Below are 17,779 nucleotides of genomic sequence, written 5' to 3' on the forward strand. Positions count from 1 at the left end.
TTGTAAAAACATCACTCTTCCCTTTGTGCTTTTATACAACCGGTTTTTATATTCAACCCCTTCCAGCGACCGCTTCCATGACACTGGCCTGTCGGACGACACGGGCAGTGCGACACGGCAATGATGGCGCGACAGCAAGAAAGTCGATTATGCATGGAAGATGTTTCAGTTTGTTACAAATGTTATTAAATGTTGCAACTAAACGACTTTACGGAATTAAAATATATTAATTTCTTTTTATTTGAAATTTTATTTATAAAAAACTGTTTTAACCAAATAAAAATTAACGATATAAATAGTTTTTAAAATTGTGTTTACCTGAAAGAAATAATAGGATAGAAAATGTTAAAATTATTTTACTTATAAACCTTTATTGATATAAAAAAACAAATTAAATTGCCAATAATATGCACCTCTACAGTGCATATAAAACATGTCAAGCCTGTCTCCTTGATTGTTGTAACAAGATGCAACAGCGACGGCAGCGCCCATGTGGAACATATGGGCAAAAAAAACCGCCCTGCATGACAGGGCGGCATCACGCCCCGCAGGGCGTGTAAACAGCAGGGAAAGACTTACTTGGCCGACATCAGCGCCACAGTGGTGTCGAGCATGCGGTTCGAGAAACCCCACTCGTTGTCATACCACGACGTCACTTTGACCAAGCGGCCACCCGACACTTTGGTCAGGGTCGAATCGAAGTTCGACGAGGCCGGGTTGTGGTTGAAGTCGATCGATACCAGCGGTTCGGTCTGGTAGGTCAGGATGCCTTTGAGCGGGCCTTCCGAGGCGGCTTTTTCCATCAGGGCATTGACTTCTTCCACGGTAGTGTCGCGCTTGGCGATGAAGGTCAGGTCGACCAGCGATACATTGATGACTGGCACGCGGATCGCGAAGCCGTCCAGCTTGCCGTTCAGTTCAGGAAGCACCAGGCCCACCGCGGCGGCGGCGCCGGTCTTGGTCGGGATCATGCTCATGGTGGCCGAACGGGCGCGGCGCAGGTCTTCATGCATCACGTCGCTCAGTACCTGGTCGTTGGTGTAGGCGTGCACGGTGGTCATCAGGCCGCTTTCGATGCCGATGGCGTCGTTCAGTGGCTTGACCAGCGGGGCCAGGCAGTTGGTGGTGCACGAGGCGTTCGAAATGACGGTATCGGTCGACTTCAGCACGTCCTGGTTCACGCCGAACACGATGGTGGCGTCGACGTCCTTGCCGCCTGGTGCCGAGATGATGACTTTCTTGGCGCCGCCCTTCAGGTGGGCCGAGGCTTTCTCTTTGGTGGTGAAGAAGCCGGTGCACTCAAGCACCACGTCCACGCCCAGCTCGCCCCATGGAATTTCAGCAGGGTTGCGCTGTGCGAACACGCGGATCGGATCGCCGTTGACGATCATGTTGTCGCCTTCAACGGTCACGGTGCCCGGGAACTTGCCGTGCGCGGTGTCGTAGCGGGTCAGGTGGGCGTTCGATTTGGCATCGCCCAGGTCGTTGATGGCAACGATCTGGATGTCCTGTTTCTTGCCGCCTTCGTAGAAAGCGCGCAACACATTACGGCCGATGCGGCCGTAGCCATTGATTGCAACTTTGATCGTCATACTCTGCTCCTGATTGAATTAAAAGGACTTAGCACATTAAAAAAATCTGCTCGCCGCCGCGCCCATCTGCGGGACGCTGGCGGCGTAAAACGATTTAACCGGCGATCACGGCTTTTACTTTCGCCACGACGTTCTCGACGGTAAAACCGAAATGCTTGAACAGCACGCCGGCCGGAGCCGACTCGCCGAAGGTATCGATACCGACCACGTCGCCTTCCAGGCCCACGTATTTGTACCAGAAGCTGGTCACGCCCGCCTCGATGGCCACGCGTGGCACGCCTTTGGTCAGGACGCTGGCTTTGTAAGCTGCGTCCTGGCGGTCATACACGTCGGTCGACGGCATCGACACCACGCGTACCTGGATGCCTTCCGACGCCAGCGCGCTGGCGGCGGCAACTGCCAGTTCCACTTCGGAACCGGTGGCGATCAGGATCGCTTTTGCATCAGCCACGTCGTTCAGCACATAGCCGCCGCGGAAAATATTGGCGATCGTCTCGTTCGACCGTTCCTGGTATGGCAAGTTCTGGCGCGAGAAGATCAGGGTCGACGGGCCATCCTTGCGGCGTACGGCAGCGCCCCATGCCACGGCCGATTCCACCGTGTCGCACGGACGCCAGTTGTCCAGGTTCGGGATCAAACGCATCGACGAGACGTGCTCGACCGACTGGTGGGTCGGGCCGTCTTCGCCGAGGCCGATCGAATCGTGGGTAAACACGAAGATCGAACGCAGTTTCATCAGTGCGGCCATGCGCAGCGCATTGCGGCTGTAGTCGGAGAACGTCAGGAACGTGGCGCCGAACGGGATGTAGCCGCCGTGCAGGGTGATGCCGTTCATGATCGCGCTCATGCCGAATTCGCGCACGCCATAGTTGACGTGGTTGCCAGGTTTGCCCGAACGCACGGGGATCGATTCTTTCCAGTTGGTCAGGTTCGAGCTGGTCAGGTCGGCCGAGCCGCCCAAAAATTCCGGCAGCGACGAGGCCAGCGCCTGGATTGCGTTCTGGCTGGCCTTGCGGGTAGCGATGTTTTCTTTTTTCTCGACGCAGGAAGCGATCGCCGCGGTCAGCGCGGTTTCAAACGCTTCCGGCAGGTCGCCTTTCATGCGGCGGCTCAATTCGGCCGCTTTCTGCGGAAACTCTTTGCTGTAGGCGGCGAAACGCTCATTCCAGTCGGTTTCCAGCAAGGCACCTTGTTCTTTCGCGTCCCAGGCCGTGTATTGCTCGGCAGGAATCTCGAACGGCGCCGAATCCCATTGAATGTATTCGCGCACGGCGGCGATTTCCTTGTCGCCCAGTGCGGCGCCATGGACCTTGTCGCCACCTTGCAGGTTCGGCGAACCCTTGCCGATGATGGTCTTGCAGCAGATCAGAGTCGGCTTCGAGGCGGACTTGGCGGCGGTGATGGCGGCATCGACGGCGGCGACGTCATGGCCGTCAACGGCGCGGATCACGTTCCAGCCGTAGGCTTCGAAGCGGGCCGGGGTGTCGTCGGTGAACCAGCCTTCGACCTTGCCGTCGATCGAGATGCCATTGTCGTCATACAGCGCGATCAGCTTGTTCAGGCCCAGGGTGCCGGCCAGCGCGCATACTTCGTGCGAAATGCCTTCCATCAGGCAGCCGTCGCCCACAAAAGCGTAAGTGTAGTGGTTGACAATGTCGTGGCCGGGCTGGTTGAATTCAGCGGCCAGCAACTGCTCGGACAGCGCCATGCCGACGGCATTGGCCAGGCCCTGGCCCAGCGGGCCGGTGGTCGTTTCAATGCCTGGCGTGATGTCGACTTCCGGGTGGCCCGGGGTTTTCGAATGCATCTGGCGAAACGCCTTGATGTCGTCCATCGACAGATCGTAGCCGGTCAGGTGCAGCAGCGAATAATGCAGCATCGAGCCGTGGCCGTTGGACAGCAGGAAGCGGTCGCGGTTCGGCCATTTCGGATTGCTTGGATTGTGGCGGTAATGCCCACTCCACAGGGCAACTGCGATCTCGGCCATGCCCATCGGCATGCCAGGATGGCCGGAGTTAGCCTTTTGTACAGCGTCCATTGCCAGTGCGCGGATCGCATTGGCCATTTTGGTAGTCGGGAGCGTAGTTGTCATGGTGGTGTGGGTCAGTCGCGAGTTTGGGATTCGTTTGCAGCAGCGCGGAGAGGCGGCCGGCCGCTTTCTGTAGTCAACTATTTTACCAGACTGGGGGGACGCAACTTAGAATTGCAGCGTACTGCCACGCCAACTCGCTATACTTTGCCGTCTTATTTTCAATTATCTTGCCCGTTCAGGAACTGCATGCCACGTTTTTACTGTCCCCAGCCGCTCGTCCCCGGCACCACCATCGCCCTGCCCGAGGCCGTCGCCCACCATATCTCGGTGGTGCGCCTGGCGCCGGGCGAAATGATCACCCTGTTCAATGGCGAGGGCGGCGAAGTGCAGGCCAGCATCGTCTCGGTCGCCAAGCGCAGCGTGACCGCTGCCGTGGAGTCGCATATTGCGCGCGAGGTCGAGCTGCCGTACGCCGTGACCCTGGCGCAAGCCCTGCCGGAAGCATCAAAAATGGACTGGATCATTGAAAAGGCGATCGAACTCGGCGTGGCCGGCATCGTGCCGCTGGCGGCCCAGCGCTGCGTGGTGCGCTTGTCGGCCGAGCGGGCGGAAAAGAAACTGGCGCACTGGCAGGGCATCATCGTCTCGGCCTCCGAACAAAGCGGCCGCAACCGCCTGGCGCAACTGGCGCCGTTGCAGGAATTCAACCACTGGACCCGCCAGCAGGACCTGCACCCGCGCATCATCCTGACGCCACGCGCCGGGCAGTCGCTGGCCGACTGGGCGCGCCAACAGCCACCGCAGGCAGTGACCCTGATGGTCGGGCCGGAAGGCGGGTTTACCGACGCCGAAGAAACAGCGGCCATCGCCGCCGGCGCCATCGGCCTGGCAATGGGGCCACGCATCTTGCGCACGGAAACGGCAGGATTGACGGCGCTGGCGACCCTAGGCGCCTTGTGGGGCGGCATGTAAAAGCACCATCGCCGGCATGAAGACAAACGCCCCGCCAGCTTTGCAGCTGGCGGGGCGTTGTTTTTCAGGCTGCCGCCGGCAGGTGCCGGCGGTTTGACTACATCAGAACTTGTGGCTGTACTGGGCCGACAGACGCACGCTGCGCGGTGTCGAGTAGGCCGTTTCCATCAAGGCGGTCGGGCTGATGGCGGCACCGGCGGCGCTGGTGTTATAGCCTTCGTCGATCGCTTGCGCCACCTGGCGGTTGGTCACGTTGAGCACGTCAACCTTGAACACCAGGCCGTTCAGTTGCTGTGGCTTGTACATGAAGTTCAAGTCCAGCCGCGCTTCGGTCGGCAGGGTACCCAGGGCACCACGGCCATTGGCGCCATCCGGGCACAGGAAGAAGATCGAACCGTACTGGGACAGGCCCAGGCCATCCTGGTCGAGCGCCGACGGAATATTGCAGGTGCGCGATTTCGGACGGCCGCTGGCGACCAACAGGTTGCCGCCGACGCCGAACTGGCTGGTGAACTCGTAATAACCGTAGGCCTTGAACTGGTGAGTACGGTTATTCGGCAGCAGGCCGCTGGCGTTCAGCATGGTCTCGGGGAAGTCCCAGCCGGAGCTGAAGCCCACGTCAGCCTGGCCATTGTCCGACTTGGTCTGGCCTTCCTGGTTGCCTTCGCTGCGCGACCAGGTGTAGTTCGCCTTGCCGTACCAGCCGTCACGCATCGGATGCTCGAGCATGAATTCCAGCGAGGTATAGGTCCGTTTGGCTTTTTCCGGGAAACCGGCATCGGCGGCGGTGATGGTCACCGCACGCTGGGCGCCGTTCGGGCCGACCGGGATCATGAAGGTGTTGTCCTTGCCCGGATTGAACAGCGCGCCGTTCCAGCCATGGTCGTCGAAGTATTCTTTCTCGGCGCCGGTCAGCTTGGCGGAGATGGCGCGTGGGTCCGAATAATCGTCGATGGTGTTTTTCAGCTTGCGGTAGGTCAGTTTGATACCGCCGTTGAACTTGGCCGACAGCACTTTTTCAAAACCCAGGTTGATCTCATCCTGGTAGTGGGCTTTCAGGTTGGTGGACGCCAATTCATTGGCGCGTTTTTCCTGACCAAACTCATTGTTCGCCGACAGGACATTACTGATCGGGTTCAGGCCGATCGGCGCACCGGTGACAGGATCGACGCCGGTATAGGTGTAGAAACGGTCGGTATTGAGCGACGCACCGGCGAAACGCACGGCCATGTTGGCTGGCAGTTGCATGAAGTAGCGGCCGGCCGTACCGAACACTTTCAGCGAACCGTCACCATACACATTCCAGGCCGCGTTCAAGCGTGGCGCCACCATGTTTTTCTGTTCGACAAAGGTCTCGCCGCTACCGTTCAGGTTGTCGAACGATTCATTGCGCACGCCCAGGGTCACGACCAGGTCATCGGTCACCTGATAGCGGTCTTCCAGATATTGCGCCGACTGTTTGACAGTTGGGGTCGAGCCGCCGCGCTGGATGTTTTCACGCACATAGTAACCTTGCGTACCATAGCCACCGCCAGCTGCCGGTGAAATATTATGCCCTGACAAAACGGTGTTCGGCGTCGTTCTCAGATAGGTCCAGGTACCGCCGCCGGCCGATTCGGTGCCGTTCAAGGCCGTGATCTTGTTGTGATCGAGACCGCCACGGATGGTGTGCTGTTTGTTCAGCTTGTACTCGAGATCAAGACGGTAGCCCTTGTTGACGTCGTTGGCGCCGTCGCGCAGCAGAGCCGAGCTGAAACCTTGCACTTGGGAAGGGTTGTAATTCACGCCAGGCACCTGGTTGCCAGGAGAGGCAACGATCGGGCGCTGGCCGGCGATATAACCGAACGGATCTTGCAGGCGCTCGGTCTTGGCCTGGCCAATCAGCGCCTGTACCGTGAAGTCGTCGGTAATGTAGCCGGTGTACTTGAGGATATCGACGTTCGAACCCTGTGCGGCAGCCAGTGCGGCGCCGGTAGCGCTCAGGCCCAGGATGCCGGCCGAGTAGTTCTTGAACTTGGCGCCGCCGTTCTGGACATATTGACGCTGCTTGGTCGCATAGTCGAAACCATAGTAGGCGTCATCGACATTCGATTCGTCCGAAATATGCGTGTATTCCAGGCGGTTGTTGTCGGTGATGTTCCAGTCCAGCTTGCCGATATAGCGTGGCACTTCGGATTTCTGCACCAGCCAGCCGGTCTGAGCATTGACGGTGCTGGACGACGCCAGGCGGGCCGTTTCACGGTCCATCTTGGTAAATTCGCCACCCAGGTAGATGAACAGCTTGTCCTTGATCAGCGGGCCGCTGATAAACGCGTTATAGACGCGCTCGGTTTGCTTGTCGCCTTCCTTGTAGTTGTAGATCTTGCCGTCGGTCGCAGGATTGGCGCCCGTATTCTGGTACATGATGTTCTTGGCCTTGCCGCGCAGGGAGTCGGGGGCATACGTGAAGCCCGCGCCGAATTCCCAGTTGTTGGTGCCGCTCTTGGTGGTGATATTGACCACGCCGCCCGTCGAACGGCCGAATTCCGCGCCATAGCCGCCGGTGATGATCTGCGCTTCGGCGATCGAACCGAATGGCAGCGAGGAGTAACCGACCTGGTACAGGCTGCTGGTAACAGGGAAACCGTTGATGTAGGCCGCGTTTTCGGAGGCGCTCGAGCCGCCGAAGCTGGCGGCGTTGTTGCCGTAGCGCGAGTCGGCACGGGTGGTGCCGCCGGCCAGCTGGACGATGTTGGCAACCGATGGCGCCAGTGGCAGGGTGGCCAGCTCGCGCGAATTGAACGAGGAACCGGAATTGGAACTGGTGACATCGATGGCGCGTCGTCGACTGGTCACGTTCACCGTCTGCACCTGTTGCGCCAAAGGCTGCAGGGACACTTCGCTTTCCTGGCCGATGCGCACTTCCACGTCTTGCGTGCCGACCACGGAAGTGCCTTTCATCAAGGTCACTTTGTAGTTACCAACAGGCAAAGAAGTGATGCGGAAGCTGCCGCTCGCATCGGGTGAAATTGCCCGTTTCAGGCCATTGTCGGTACCGACAATCGAGATGGACGCGCTGGCGTCCGGTGCGACTTTACCGATGATGTTACCGGTGGCATTCGACTGCGCCATAACGACAGGCACGATTGCCGTGCTCAGCACCGAAGCGCTGAATGCGATCGACAAAGCACGTACCAAAACAGTTTTTCTTAACATGTGGTTCCCTATATATATTTATGAGCACGGCATTACTGCTTTGATAAAGCAGTCTTGTTTGCGCCTCGTGCGTTTTTACGCGTTCATGTTACAGCCACTTGTTGCCAATACCATTCCATCCTGTCCTGCTTTGCAAGCAAAACATTCAACGGTTATATCTGCACTTAAATATAACCAAGGTCACATCGGAACATATTGAAACGAACTGGTCAATAACGCACGAACGGCTGTTCCATTTACGCAACATTAAAATAAACAAGGGGAGCGCGCAGAGAGAAACAGATGCGTGCGGCAGGAAAAGCGGCACGTATCAATCGAGGTAATACTGTAATAATGCGGCATTGCACACGCATTGCATCATGTGGCGACATCAAGCAAAGGCCATAAGATCGAACCGGCGATTTAATATCAACAGGCCGTTCGAGAAAATAAATCCCTTATATGGATATGCATTTTTTAAAACGTCATTTCACCAATTCATGAAACCCGCTGGCGATAACAATACCCCATCAAATCACGGAGAGGGATTGCATGTCAACGAAACAAATTGATACAGATGTAAAAACAACAGTTGTTGCAATGCAAAAAATTGGGTGCATTATGGCGGTGCGCTATTTACTATTAAAGCACTGTAATGGATAGTATTTTCACCGACTTGGTGCATTCCCTCTGGGCGAGGCGCAACAGGAATTTGCAACATGTTCCAGTGGTAATGGCAACGGCGCGCTTCTTGGGACCGGGCGTTGCGGTTAAAATAGCGGCTCTGGACCATGTTGCGGCGCGGCAGGCACCGCCCGGCAAGCGCAGGTCCGCAGATTCTCCGCTAACTACGGAGCCCGGCAATTTTTCAGATATCCATCATGTTGCGACTCAACGAAGTAAAACTCCCCCTCGAACACGACGAAGCGGCCTTGAGCGCCGCGATCCTGGCGCGCCTCGGCATTGCCAGCGCCGAGCTGCTCGGCTTTACCGTCTTCAAGCGCAGCTATGACGCGCGCAAGCGCAGCGCCGTGGTGCTGATCTACTCGCTGCACGTCGAGGTGCGCAATGAAGCAGCCGTGCTGGCGCGCCTGCAACACGACATCCACCTGATGCCGGCGCCCGACACCGAGTACAAATTCGTCGCCGGCGGCGAGCAACTGGCCGGCCACAGCAATGAAACACGGCCCATCGTCATCGGTACCGGCCCCTGCGGCCTGTTCGTGGCGCTGATCCTGGCGCAGATGGGCTTGCGCCCGCTGATCCTGGAACGCGGCAAGCAAGTGCGCGAACGCACGGTCGACACCTTCGGTTTCTGGCGCAAGCGCGAACTCAATCCCGAATCGAACGTGCAGTTCGGCGAAGGCGGCGCTGGCACCTTTTCGGACGGCAAGCTGTACAGCCAGATCAAGGACCCGAAACATTATGGCCGCAAGGTGCTGACGGAATTCGTCAAGGCCGGTGCGCCCGAAGAGATCATGTATGTGAGCAAGCCGCATATCGGCACCTTCCGCCTGGTCAAGATGGTGGAAGAGATGCGCGCCGAAATCGAGCGTCTGGGCGGTGAATACCGTTTTGAAAGCAAGGTGGTCGATATCGATATCGTGGCAGGTCCCGACGGCGGCCAGGTACGTGGCGTGGTGCTGGCCAGCGGCGAGACCATCGCCAGCAACCATGTGGCGCTGGCGATCGGCCACAGCGCGCGCGACACGTTTGAAATGTTGCACAAGCGCGGTGTGTATATCGAGGCAAAACCGTTTTCGATCGGTTTCCGCGTCGAACACCCACAATCCTTGATCGACAGCTGCCGCTTCGGCCCCAGCGCAGGCCACCCTATCCTCGGCGCGGCCGATTACAAGCTGGTGCACCACGCCAGCAATGGCCGCTCGGTCTACAGCTTCTGCATGTGCCCTGGCGGCACGGTGGTGGCGGCCGCCTCCGAACCGGGCCGCCTGGTGACGAACGGCATGAGCCAGTATTCGCGCAACGAGCGCAATGCCAACAGCGCCATCGTGGTCGGCATCACGCCCGCCGACTATCCAGGCGATCCGCTGGCCGGCATCGCGCTGCAGCGCGAGCTCGAAGAACGCGCGTTTGCCTTGGGCGGCGGCAACTACGATGCGCCGGGCCAGCTGGTAGGCGACTTCGTCGCTGGCCGCGCCTCGACCGAATTTGGCAGCGTGGTGCCGTCCTACAAGCCGGCCGTGCACCTGACCGATCTGGCTTCCGCCCTGCCCGAATATGCGATCACGGCCTTGCGCGAAGCGTTTCCTGCATTTAACAAGCAGATCAAGGGTTACTACAAGGCCGACGCCGTGCTGACGGGGGTGGAAACACGTACCTCGTCACCGATCCGCATCAAGCGCCGCGACGACGACCTGCAAAGCCTGAACACGCGTGGCCTGTTCCCGGCCGGCGAAGGCGCCGGCTACGCAGGCGGCATCCTGTCGGCAGCGGTCGATGGCATCAAGGTGGCGGAAGCGGTGGCGCTGGCGATCGCCGCTGGCAAGTAAGCACTGTTCAAGCTGAGCTTCAGGCGGCCAGCGGCAGCCTGATGTGAATATGGCAGCCGGGTACGCCTTCGATGGCGTGCACCTGGCCGCCCAGCTGCTGCACGATGGTATGCACGATATGCATGCCCAGGCCCGAGCCGCCCTTGCCGCGCTTGGTGGTAAAAAACGGTTCGAACATATGCTCGCGCACGGCGGGCGCGAGGCCAATGCCGTCGTCGCAAAACTCGAGCAGCAGCCACTGCTTGCCGTCCGCAGGCGGCTCAACGCCAGCGCGGATGGTTATCTGGCCCGGTCCGCCGTGCGGATAGCCGTGGCGGGCGCTGTTCATCAAGAGGTTCGACAGGATCTGCGACAGCTTGCCGGACGCCAGCCGTACCCGGCAGGCCGGGTCGATCTCAAGCCGCACTTGCAAGGCGCACTTGCGCAGCTCGGGGCTGTGCGCCGACACCAGCCCATGCACGTGGTCATGCAGCAGCAGGTCGGCCACGTATTCGCTGGCCTGGTCCACCGCCAGCTGCTTGAAATTGCCGATCAGTTCGGCCGCCCGCGTCAGGTTGCGCTCGACCAGTGCGGCGGCGCCCGTCAGGGCCCGGGCGATGTCGATCAGCTCGGCACGGCTGACTTTTGGTGCCCCCAGCATCTGCACCAACTGGTCGGCATAGCTGCCCATGCTCGACGCCGCCGTCAGCGCCACGCCGATCGGCGTGTTCACTTCATGCGAGACGCCGGCCACCAGCGAGCCGAGTGCCGCCATCTGTTCCTGTTCCACCAAACTGGCCTGGGCCGCCAGCAGGGAGTCCGTGCGCTGGCGTACCATGTCCTCGAGCTGGCGCGTGCGTTCCTGGTGCTGCAGCTCGGCCGCGCCGCGCGCCGAAAAAATCGACAGCAGCAGCAAGGCCAGCAAGCGCTTGTCTTCATCGATGGGGCGCGTGTCGATGGCCGACAGGATGCCCAGGGTGCGGCCTTCCGTATCGATCAGCGGCATGCCGACATAGCTTTCGGCGTGCATGTCGACCAGCAAGGTGTCGAGCGGAAAGCGGCGCTGGATGCCGCTGCCGTGGAAACACATGTCCTGGCAGGTCACGTCCTGGCAAGGCGTGTGCCGCAGGCTGTATTCGATATTGTCCTGGTAGCCGTCGCCGCCCCACAGCGCCAGCGTGCGGATGGCTTCGCCGCCGTCCAGCTGGCGCACCAGGCGCCCGGCGATCACATAGCGCACGTCGAGCGCTTCGGCCAGCTCGCGCACCAGAATGCGCAGAAAATCGTCACCGCGCGCATGCGCCGTCGAGGCGGTGATCGAGCGCAGGGCCGCTTCGGCCAGGGTGCGCCGCTGCGCCTGGTCGAACAGGGGTTCTTGCGAATTGACATCAAACAGCGGAATACTCATGCATGCTCCTGCACAGCCCGGCAAACGCTTCCTCCTCGCGGGCCAGCGAAGGCGGACCCCGCTGATTGTACCCCCGTATATTATTGAATAATACAGACGTGCGGAAATTTTTACAGCCAGCCGGAGCGCTTGAACAGGTAATACATATAGCCGCAGGCGCCGCACATCACGGCCACGGCAGCCGGATAACCGTAGTGCCACTCCAGTTCGGGCATGAATTTGAAATTCATGCCCCAGATGCCGGCAAAGGCAGTAAACACCGCAAAGATGGCGGCCCAGGCCGCCAGTTGCTTGTTCACTTCGCTCTCATCGATGGCCACCATCGACAAATTGACCTGGATCGCCGTGCTGATGGTGTCGCGGATCGAATCGAGCGTGGCGTTGATGCGCGCCAGATGGTCGTGAACGTCGCGGAAATACTCCTGCGTGTCGTGCGCCAGCGGCGGTACCCTGCCACCGTGCAGTTTGCCGACCGCTTCCATCAGCGGCCCCACCACATGGCGCAGCACCATCACCTTGCGCTTCAACTGGTACAGCCGTTCGATATTGACGCGCTCGGTGCCGGAATCGAACATGCGGTCTTCGATCGCCTCCAGTTCCGATTCGAGCGCGTCGAGCACGGGAAAATAGCGGTCGACCACCGCGTCCATCAGCGCATACAGCACGAAGGCCGAGCCCTGGCGCAGCAGATGCGGTTCGCGTTCGGCGCGCGCGCGCACGCCAAGAAAACCTTGCGAGCAGTTGGTGCGCGACGACAGCACATAATTGGCGCCGACAAAAACATCGACTTCCCCCAGCACCAGCTCGTCGCCGACCATTTCCACGGTTTTCACCACCGCAAACAGCGAATCGCCATATTCTTCGATCTTCGGGCGCTGGTGGCCGCGCTGCGCGTCTTCCACCGCCAGTTCATGCAGCGAAAATTCGTGCTGCATCTGCTTCAGTTCATCAGGCGTGGCGTCGAGCAGGGCGACCCACACGAAGCAGTCGGGACGCTCGACGTAATCGCTGATATCGTCGATCGGCAAGTCGGCCAGTTTCTTGCCATCCTGGTAGGCCACACAGTTAATCAGCATACAATTCCACAGTCAGGTTGATGCCGGACGAGACAGTCCGGCAGGCGCCCAGCTTACCCTATTGTTCGCACTGTGTTGTGGCGTGTAAAGAAACACGCAAGCAGGAAAGCGGGCGGAGCAGAACGCCCCGCCCGCAAGGACCAGTTGCCACCGCGATCAATCTTCCTTGGCGCCGTCGATGCCCAGTTCCGAGATCTTGCGCGTGATGGTGTTGCGGCCGATGCCCAGGCGCACGGCGGCGTCATTCTTGCGCCCGTGCGTGTGCTTGAGCGCCGTCTTGATCAGGGCCGACTCGAACTGGCGTCCCAGCACGGCCATCACTTCCTGCTGCCCTGCCCCCAGCATGCCGGCCGCCTGCAGTTCCAGCAAACCGATCCAGCCCGGCGGCGCGCCATTGACCGGCGCGGCGGCGTCGAACACCTGGCCACCATGCGGCGCGCTGGCGGAGGCATCGCCTTGCGCTTGCGGCGGTGCTGGCGGATTGATCATGCCGGTCGACTCGCCCTGCCCTTGGCCCTGGGTCAGTTCCAGCGGCAAGTCCTTGATTTCCACCGTCTGCCCCGGCGCCATGACGGTAATCCAGTTGCACAGGTTTTCCAGCTGGCGCACATTGCCGGGCAAGTCGAGGCTGCTGAGGAACTGCATCGTCGGCTCGCTCATGCGCTTGGCCTCCACGCCGAGCTGGCGCGCGCTCTGCACCAGGAAGTGGCGCACCAGAATGGGGATATCCTCGCGCCGTTCCCTCAAACTGGGCAGGCGCAGGCGAATCACGTTCAGGCGGTGATACAAGTCTTCGCGGAACAGACCGTCGCGCACGCGCTGCTCGAGGTTCTGGTGCGTGGCGGTAATCACGCGCACATTGGCCTTCATCGGCTGGTGCCCGCCGACGCGGTAGAAATGGCCGTCCGACAACACCCGCAGCAGGCGCGTCTGCAGGTCGAACGGCATGTCGCCGATCTCATCGAGAAAGAGCGTGCCATTCTCGGCCTGCTCGAAGCGCCCGCGGCGGGTGGTCTGCGCACCGGTAAATGCGCCGCGTTCGTGGCCGAACAGTTCCGACTCCAGCAAGTCTTTCGGGATCGCCGCCGTATTGAGGGCAATGAAAGGCTGGGCCGCGCGCGGGCTGTGCTTGTGCAGCGCGCGCGCCACCAGTTCCTTGCCGGAACCGGACTCGCCGGTAATCAGCACCGTGACGTTCGACTGCGACAGGCGGCCGATGGCGCGGAAGACTTCCTGCATGGCAGGCGCCTGGCCCAGGATTTCCGGCGTTTCCGACGGTCCCGACTCGACGCTGGTTTCACGCAGGCTTTCTTCGAGCGCGCGGCGTATCAGTTCGACTGCCTTGTCGATGTCGAACGGCTTGGCCAGGTATTCGAAGGCGCCGCCCTGGAAGGCCGCGACGGCCGAATCGAGGTCGGAAAAGGCGGTAATGATTATGACGGGCAAGCCGGGAAAGCGCGTCTTGACCATTTGCAGCAGGTCGAGTCCCGATGCGCCCGGCATGCGGATGTCGGACACCAGCACCTGCGGCGTGTCGAACTCAAGCGCGGCAATGGCGTCGCGCGCATTGGCAAAGCTCTTGGTGGCCAGGTTTTCACGGGCCAGGGCTTTTTCCAGCACCCAGCGGATTGATTCGTCGTCGTCAACTATCCAGATTGGCTTCATTAGTGTGTGCGTCCCGCAATGGATTTCATGAGTGGGATACGACGGCAGGCGCTTCCCACGCTTATGGCAAAGGTAAAACGATCCTGAAATCGGTATATCCAGGCCGGCTTTCGCATTCGATCACGCCCAGGTGCTGTTGCACGAAGGTCTGTGCCAAGGTCAGCCCCAGGCCGCTGCCGCCTTCCCGTCCCGACACCAGCGGGTAGAAAATACGGTCACGGATCTGGGGCGCGATGCCCGGTCCATTGTCAATGATATGCAAGTCTAATGCCAGGCCATAGCGGACCTTGGCCAAGGTCACCTGGCGCGCCACGCGGGTCTTGAAAATGAGCTCCGCATCGCCCGCTTCGATACGCTCGGACAACGCTTGCGCGGCATTGTGGGCAATGTTCAGCACGGTCTGTATCAGCTGCTCCTTGTCGCCGCGAAACTCGGGGATCGAGGCGTCGTAGTCGCGCGAGATGGTCAGGCCGCTGGGAAACTCCGCCAGGATCAGGCTGCGCACGCGCTCGCACACTTCGTGGATATTCACGTCGCCGACGATATGCGGCCGGCGGTGCGGCGCCAGCAGCCGGTCGACCAGGGTCTGCAGCCGATCGGCCTCCTTGATGATGACCTGCGTGTATTCGCGCAATTCACTGAGGTGCAGCGCCGGCAATTCCAGTTCCAGCAGCTGCGCCGCGCCGCGGATGCCGCCCAGCGGGTTCTTGATTTCATGCGCCAGGTTGCGGATCAGTTCCTTGTTGACCTGGCTCTGGTCGAGGATGCGCTCTTCGCGGTCCAGTTTGAGCTGCTGCACGTTTTCACGCAACTCGATCAGGATGCTGTCTTCGGGGCCATCGAGCGCGCTGATGATGCTGTGCACGCGCAAGGGGTCGCGCCCGATGCGCTCCAGGCTCAGGTCCTGGCGCAGGTCGGAAAATTTGTGCTCGCGCGCCTGGGCGCAGATGCCGGCCAGCTCCTCGGGATTGACGAACAGCGCCGTCAGCTTTTGCCGCGACAGCGCTTTCAATGAACTTTCGAGCAGGTTTTCCGCTGCCGCATTGGCGTAGCTGATGCGCCCGTCCATGTCGAGCACGATCACGGCCGAGGCCAGCAGGTCGAGGCCGGCCAGGTGCGGCGGGCGGCGCGTGGGGAGTTGGGGTTCTGTCATCGGATATTCGCAATCTCGCGTTTGAGGGCCTCGACGTTTTGCTGCGTCCTGCCGAGGTTGTCTTTCAATTGGGCCACCCGCTCCTGGTACTTGGCATAGTTGCGCTCGTTGCCCTGGCGTTCAGGCTGGCCCTGGTTGAATTCCTGGCGCTGCGCGGCCAGCTTCTGCTCTTCGCTGCGCAGTTCGTCCTGCAATATCTGGCGCCGGTCCAGGTCGCGCGCGCGTTGTTCGGCACCATCGACGCGGGGGAAGTTGCCCGTGCCACTGGCCGGTGGCAACGCTGCCCTGGCGGCGGGCGCGGCCACCGGTGCGTTCCTGCGCGGCGGCTCAGTCATGGCGCCGGGCAAATCGAGCAGCTTGCAGGCCGCGTTTTCACGCTTGTCGGTATAGGTCTTATGACCCTGGGCGTCGCTGCATACATATAACTGGGCATGCGCCTGGCTGGCGGCGCCCAGCAGGGCCGCCGCCAGCGCCATCGTGTAATGCTTGTTCACTTTCCACTCCTGTCAGCTCTCACGGTACCGGGCCGACTATACAACATCGCAGTGGCGCGATTCATGAAAAAACGCGGGGAAGACCAAAAGCCTCACCCGCGTTTTTATTGATGCCGGCAGTGGCGCCGGCATGGCGCCAACTTACAGCGAGTAGTACATGTCGAACTCGGCAGGATGCGTGGTCATGCGCATGCGCTGCACGTCCTGCATTTTCAGTTCCAGGTAAGCATCGATCATCGAATCGCTGAACACGCCGCCACGGGTCAGGAACTCGCGGTCCTTGTCCAGTGCGTCCAGGGCTTCTTCCAGCGAAGCGCAGACGGTAGGGATCAGTGCATCTTCCTCGGGCGGCAGATGGTACAGATCTTTCGAGGCGGCTTCACCCGGGTGGATCTTGTTGGCAACACCGTCCAGGCCGGCCATCAGCAGCGCGGCGAAGCACAGGTATGGGTTGGCCAGTGGATCCGGGAAGCGCGCTTCGACGCGGCGGCCTTTTGGATTGGCGACGTGCGGAATACGGATCGAAGCGGAACGGTTTTTCGCCGAGTACGCCAGTTTCACCGGTGCTTCGTAGCCTGGTACCAGGCGTTTGTACGAGTTGGTGCCCGGGTTGGTGATCGCGTTCAGTGCCTTGGCGTGCTTGATGATGCCGCCGATGTAGTACAGGGCGAAATCGGACAGGCCGGCATAGCCGTCGCCGGCGAACAGGTTCTTGCCATCTTTCCATACGGACTGGTGCACGTGCATGCCCGAACCGTTGTCGCCAACGATCGGTTTTGGCATGAAGGTGGCAGTCTTGCCATAGCTGTGGGCCACGTTCCAGACCACGTATTTCAGGTTTTGCGTCCAGTCGGCGCGCTCGACCAGGGTCGAGAACTTGGTGCCGATTTCGTTCTGGCCAGCGCCAGCGACTTCATGGTGGTGCACTTCGACCGGGATGCCCAAGGACTCCAGAATCAGGCACATTTCCGAACGCATGTCCTGGAAGCTGTCCACTGGTGGCACCGGGAAATAGCCGCCCTTGACGGTAGGACGGTGGCCGCTGTTGCCGCCTTCGATGTCCTTGCCGGTCGACCACGAACCTTCGTCCGAACCGATCTTGACGAAGCAGCCCGACATGTCGATCTTCCAGCGTACGCTGTCGAAAATGAAGAATTCTGGTTCAGGGCCGAAGTAGGCGGTGTCGCCCATGCCCGACGATTTCAGGTAGGCTTCGGCGCGTTTCGCGATCGAGCGCGGGTCGCGGTCATAGCCCTTGCCGTCCGACGGTTCGATCACGTCGCACTGCATGAACAGGGTGGTTTCTTCCATGAACGGGTCGATATTGGCGGTGCTTGGGTCCGGCAGCAAAATCATGTCGGACGCTTCAATGCCCTTCCAGCCAGCGATCGAGGAGCCATCAAAGGCGTGGCCCGATTCGAATTTGTCCATGTCGAAGTGCGACACGGGCACCGTTACGTGCTGCTCTTTACCACGGGTGTCGGCAAAGCGGAAATCAACGAATTTGACTTCGTTCTCTTCTACCATCTTCAAGACTTCTGCGGCTGTCATTGCCATGCGTATCTCCTAAATGAATGTGGGGTGAGCCGACCTGAATGCGTCCGGGCTGATGATGCTAGCAAAGATTGCGTGCCACCAAAACTCACAGGAATCATAGCAGATTCCATGCCAGCTTTTAAGTCCTCAGGGCTGGCACGGGCAAACCGTGACTATCCCTGTGG

The 17,779-nt window shown here is 60.1% G+C and carries 11 protein-coding genes; 2 read left to right on the plus strand and 9 right to left on the minus strand.

Annotated elements, in window-relative coordinates:
* Positions 1-575 precede the first annotated feature (575 nt).
* Together gap and tkt are read right to left on the minus strand one after the other, a co-directional pair.
* Entirely contained in the window at positions 576-1,592 is a 1,017-nt protein-coding gene (gap, locus tag AC0Z42_RS11570) for a type I glyceraldehyde-3-phosphate dehydrogenase (protein ID WP_485468365.1), read from the minus strand.
* 94 nt (positions 1,593-1,686) lie between these two features.
* Positions 1,687-3,684, minus strand: coding sequence for a transketolase (tkt, locus tag AC0Z42_RS11575; protein ID WP_485468366.1), 1,998 nt, complete (start codon positions 3,682-3,684; stop codon positions 1,687-1,689).
* A 186-nt stretch (positions 3,685-3,870) separates the two neighbouring features.
* Here tkt and AC0Z42_RS11580 point away from each other — a divergent pair, with 186 nt between their 5' ends.
* Complete coding sequence (locus AC0Z42_RS11580; RefSeq protein ID WP_485468367.1) at positions 3,871-4,596, plus strand: 16S rRNA (uracil(1498)-N(3))-methyltransferase; 726 nt, start codon at positions 3,871-3,873, stop codon at positions 4,594-4,596.
* Between the two features lie 102 nt (positions 4,597-4,698).
* Here AC0Z42_RS11580 and AC0Z42_RS11585 read toward each other — a convergent pair whose 3' ends face one another.
* On the minus strand, positions 4,699-7,761 hold the full coding sequence (locus tag AC0Z42_RS11585) for a TonB-dependent receptor (protein ID WP_485468368.1): 3,063 nt from the start codon (positions 7,759-7,761) through the stop codon (positions 4,699-4,701).
* Between the two features lie 890 nt (positions 7,762-8,651).
* Between AC0Z42_RS11585 and AC0Z42_RS11590 the strand changes: the two genes are divergently transcribed.
* Positions 8,652-10,283, plus strand: coding sequence for an NAD(P)/FAD-dependent oxidoreductase (locus tag AC0Z42_RS11590; protein WP_485468369.1), 1,632 nt, complete (start codon positions 8,652-8,654; stop codon positions 10,281-10,283).
* Between the two features lie 19 nt (positions 10,284-10,302).
* Here the strand turns inward: AC0Z42_RS11590 and AC0Z42_RS11595 are convergent, their stop codons facing one another.
* The 6 genes from AC0Z42_RS11595 to glnA form a co-directional block, all read right to left on the minus strand.
* On the minus strand, positions 10,303-11,670 hold the full coding sequence (locus AC0Z42_RS11595) for an ATP-binding protein (protein ID WP_485468370.1): 1,368 nt from the start codon (positions 11,668-11,670) through the stop codon (positions 10,303-10,305).
* Positions 11,671-11,780: 110 nt separating this feature from the next.
* A complete protein-coding gene (gene corA / locus AC0Z42_RS11600; protein WP_485468371.1) occupies positions 11,781-12,746 on the minus strand; it encodes a magnesium/cobalt transporter CorA in 966 nt (321 codons plus the stop codon).
* A 156-nt stretch (positions 12,747-12,902) separates the two neighbouring features.
* Entirely contained in the window at positions 12,903-14,411 is a 1,509-nt protein-coding gene (ntrC, locus tag AC0Z42_RS11605) for a nitrogen regulation protein NR(I) (RefSeq protein ID WP_485468372.1), read from the minus strand.
* Between the two features lie 61 nt (positions 14,412-14,472).
* On the minus strand, positions 14,473-15,564 hold the full coding sequence (gene glnL / locus AC0Z42_RS11610; RefSeq protein ID WP_485468373.1) for a nitrogen regulation protein NR(II): 1,092 nt from the start codon (positions 15,562-15,564) through the stop codon (positions 14,473-14,475).
* Entirely contained in the window at positions 15,561-16,058 is a 498-nt protein-coding gene (locus tag AC0Z42_RS11615) for a DUF4124 domain-containing protein (RefSeq protein ID WP_485468374.1), read from the minus strand. Before AC0Z42_RS11615 ends, glnL begins: the two co-directional genes overlap by 4 nt.
* 141 nt (positions 16,059-16,199) lie before the next feature.
* A complete protein-coding gene (gene glnA / locus AC0Z42_RS11620) occupies positions 16,200-17,615 on the minus strand; it encodes a type I glutamate--ammonia ligase (protein WP_065307351.1) in 1,416 nt (471 codons plus the stop codon).
* Positions 17,616-17,779 lie beyond the last annotated feature (164 nt).

The sequence above is a fragment of the Janthinobacterium sp. 1L-D-8-B-C4 genome (assembly GCF_057291295.1).

Coding starts and splice junctions, on each gene's coding strand:
- gap (WP_485468365.1), bottom strand. CDS start 1,592: ATGACGATCAAAGTTGCAATCAATGGCTACGGCCGCATCGGCCGTAAT.
- tkt (WP_485468366.1), bottom strand. CDS start 3,684: ATGACAACTACGCTCCCGACTACCAAAATGGCCAATGCGATCCGCGCA.
- AC0Z42_RS11580 (WP_485468367.1), top strand. CDS start 3,871: ATGCCACGTTTTTACTGTCCCCAGCCGCTCGTCCCCGGCACCACCATC.
- AC0Z42_RS11590 (WP_485468369.1), top strand. CDS start 8,652: ATGTTGCGACTCAACGAAGTAAAACTCCCCCTCGAACACGACGAAGCG.
- AC0Z42_RS11595 (WP_485468370.1), bottom strand. CDS start 11,670: ATGAGTATTCCGCTGTTTGATGTCAATTCGCAAGAACCCCTGTTCGAC.
- corA (WP_485468371.1), bottom strand. CDS start 12,746: ATGCTGATTAACTGTGTGGCCTACCAGGATGGCAAGAAACTGGCCGAC.
- ntrC (WP_485468372.1), bottom strand. CDS start 14,411: ATGAAGCCAATCTGGATAGTTGACGACGACGAATCAATCCGCTGGGTG.
- glnL (WP_485468373.1), bottom strand. CDS start 15,564: ATGACAGAACCCCAACTCCCCACGCGCCGCCCGCCGCACCTGGCCGGC.
- glnA (WP_065307351.1), bottom strand. CDS start 17,615: ATGGCAATGACAGCCGCAGAAGTCTTGAAGATGGTAGAAGAGAACGAA.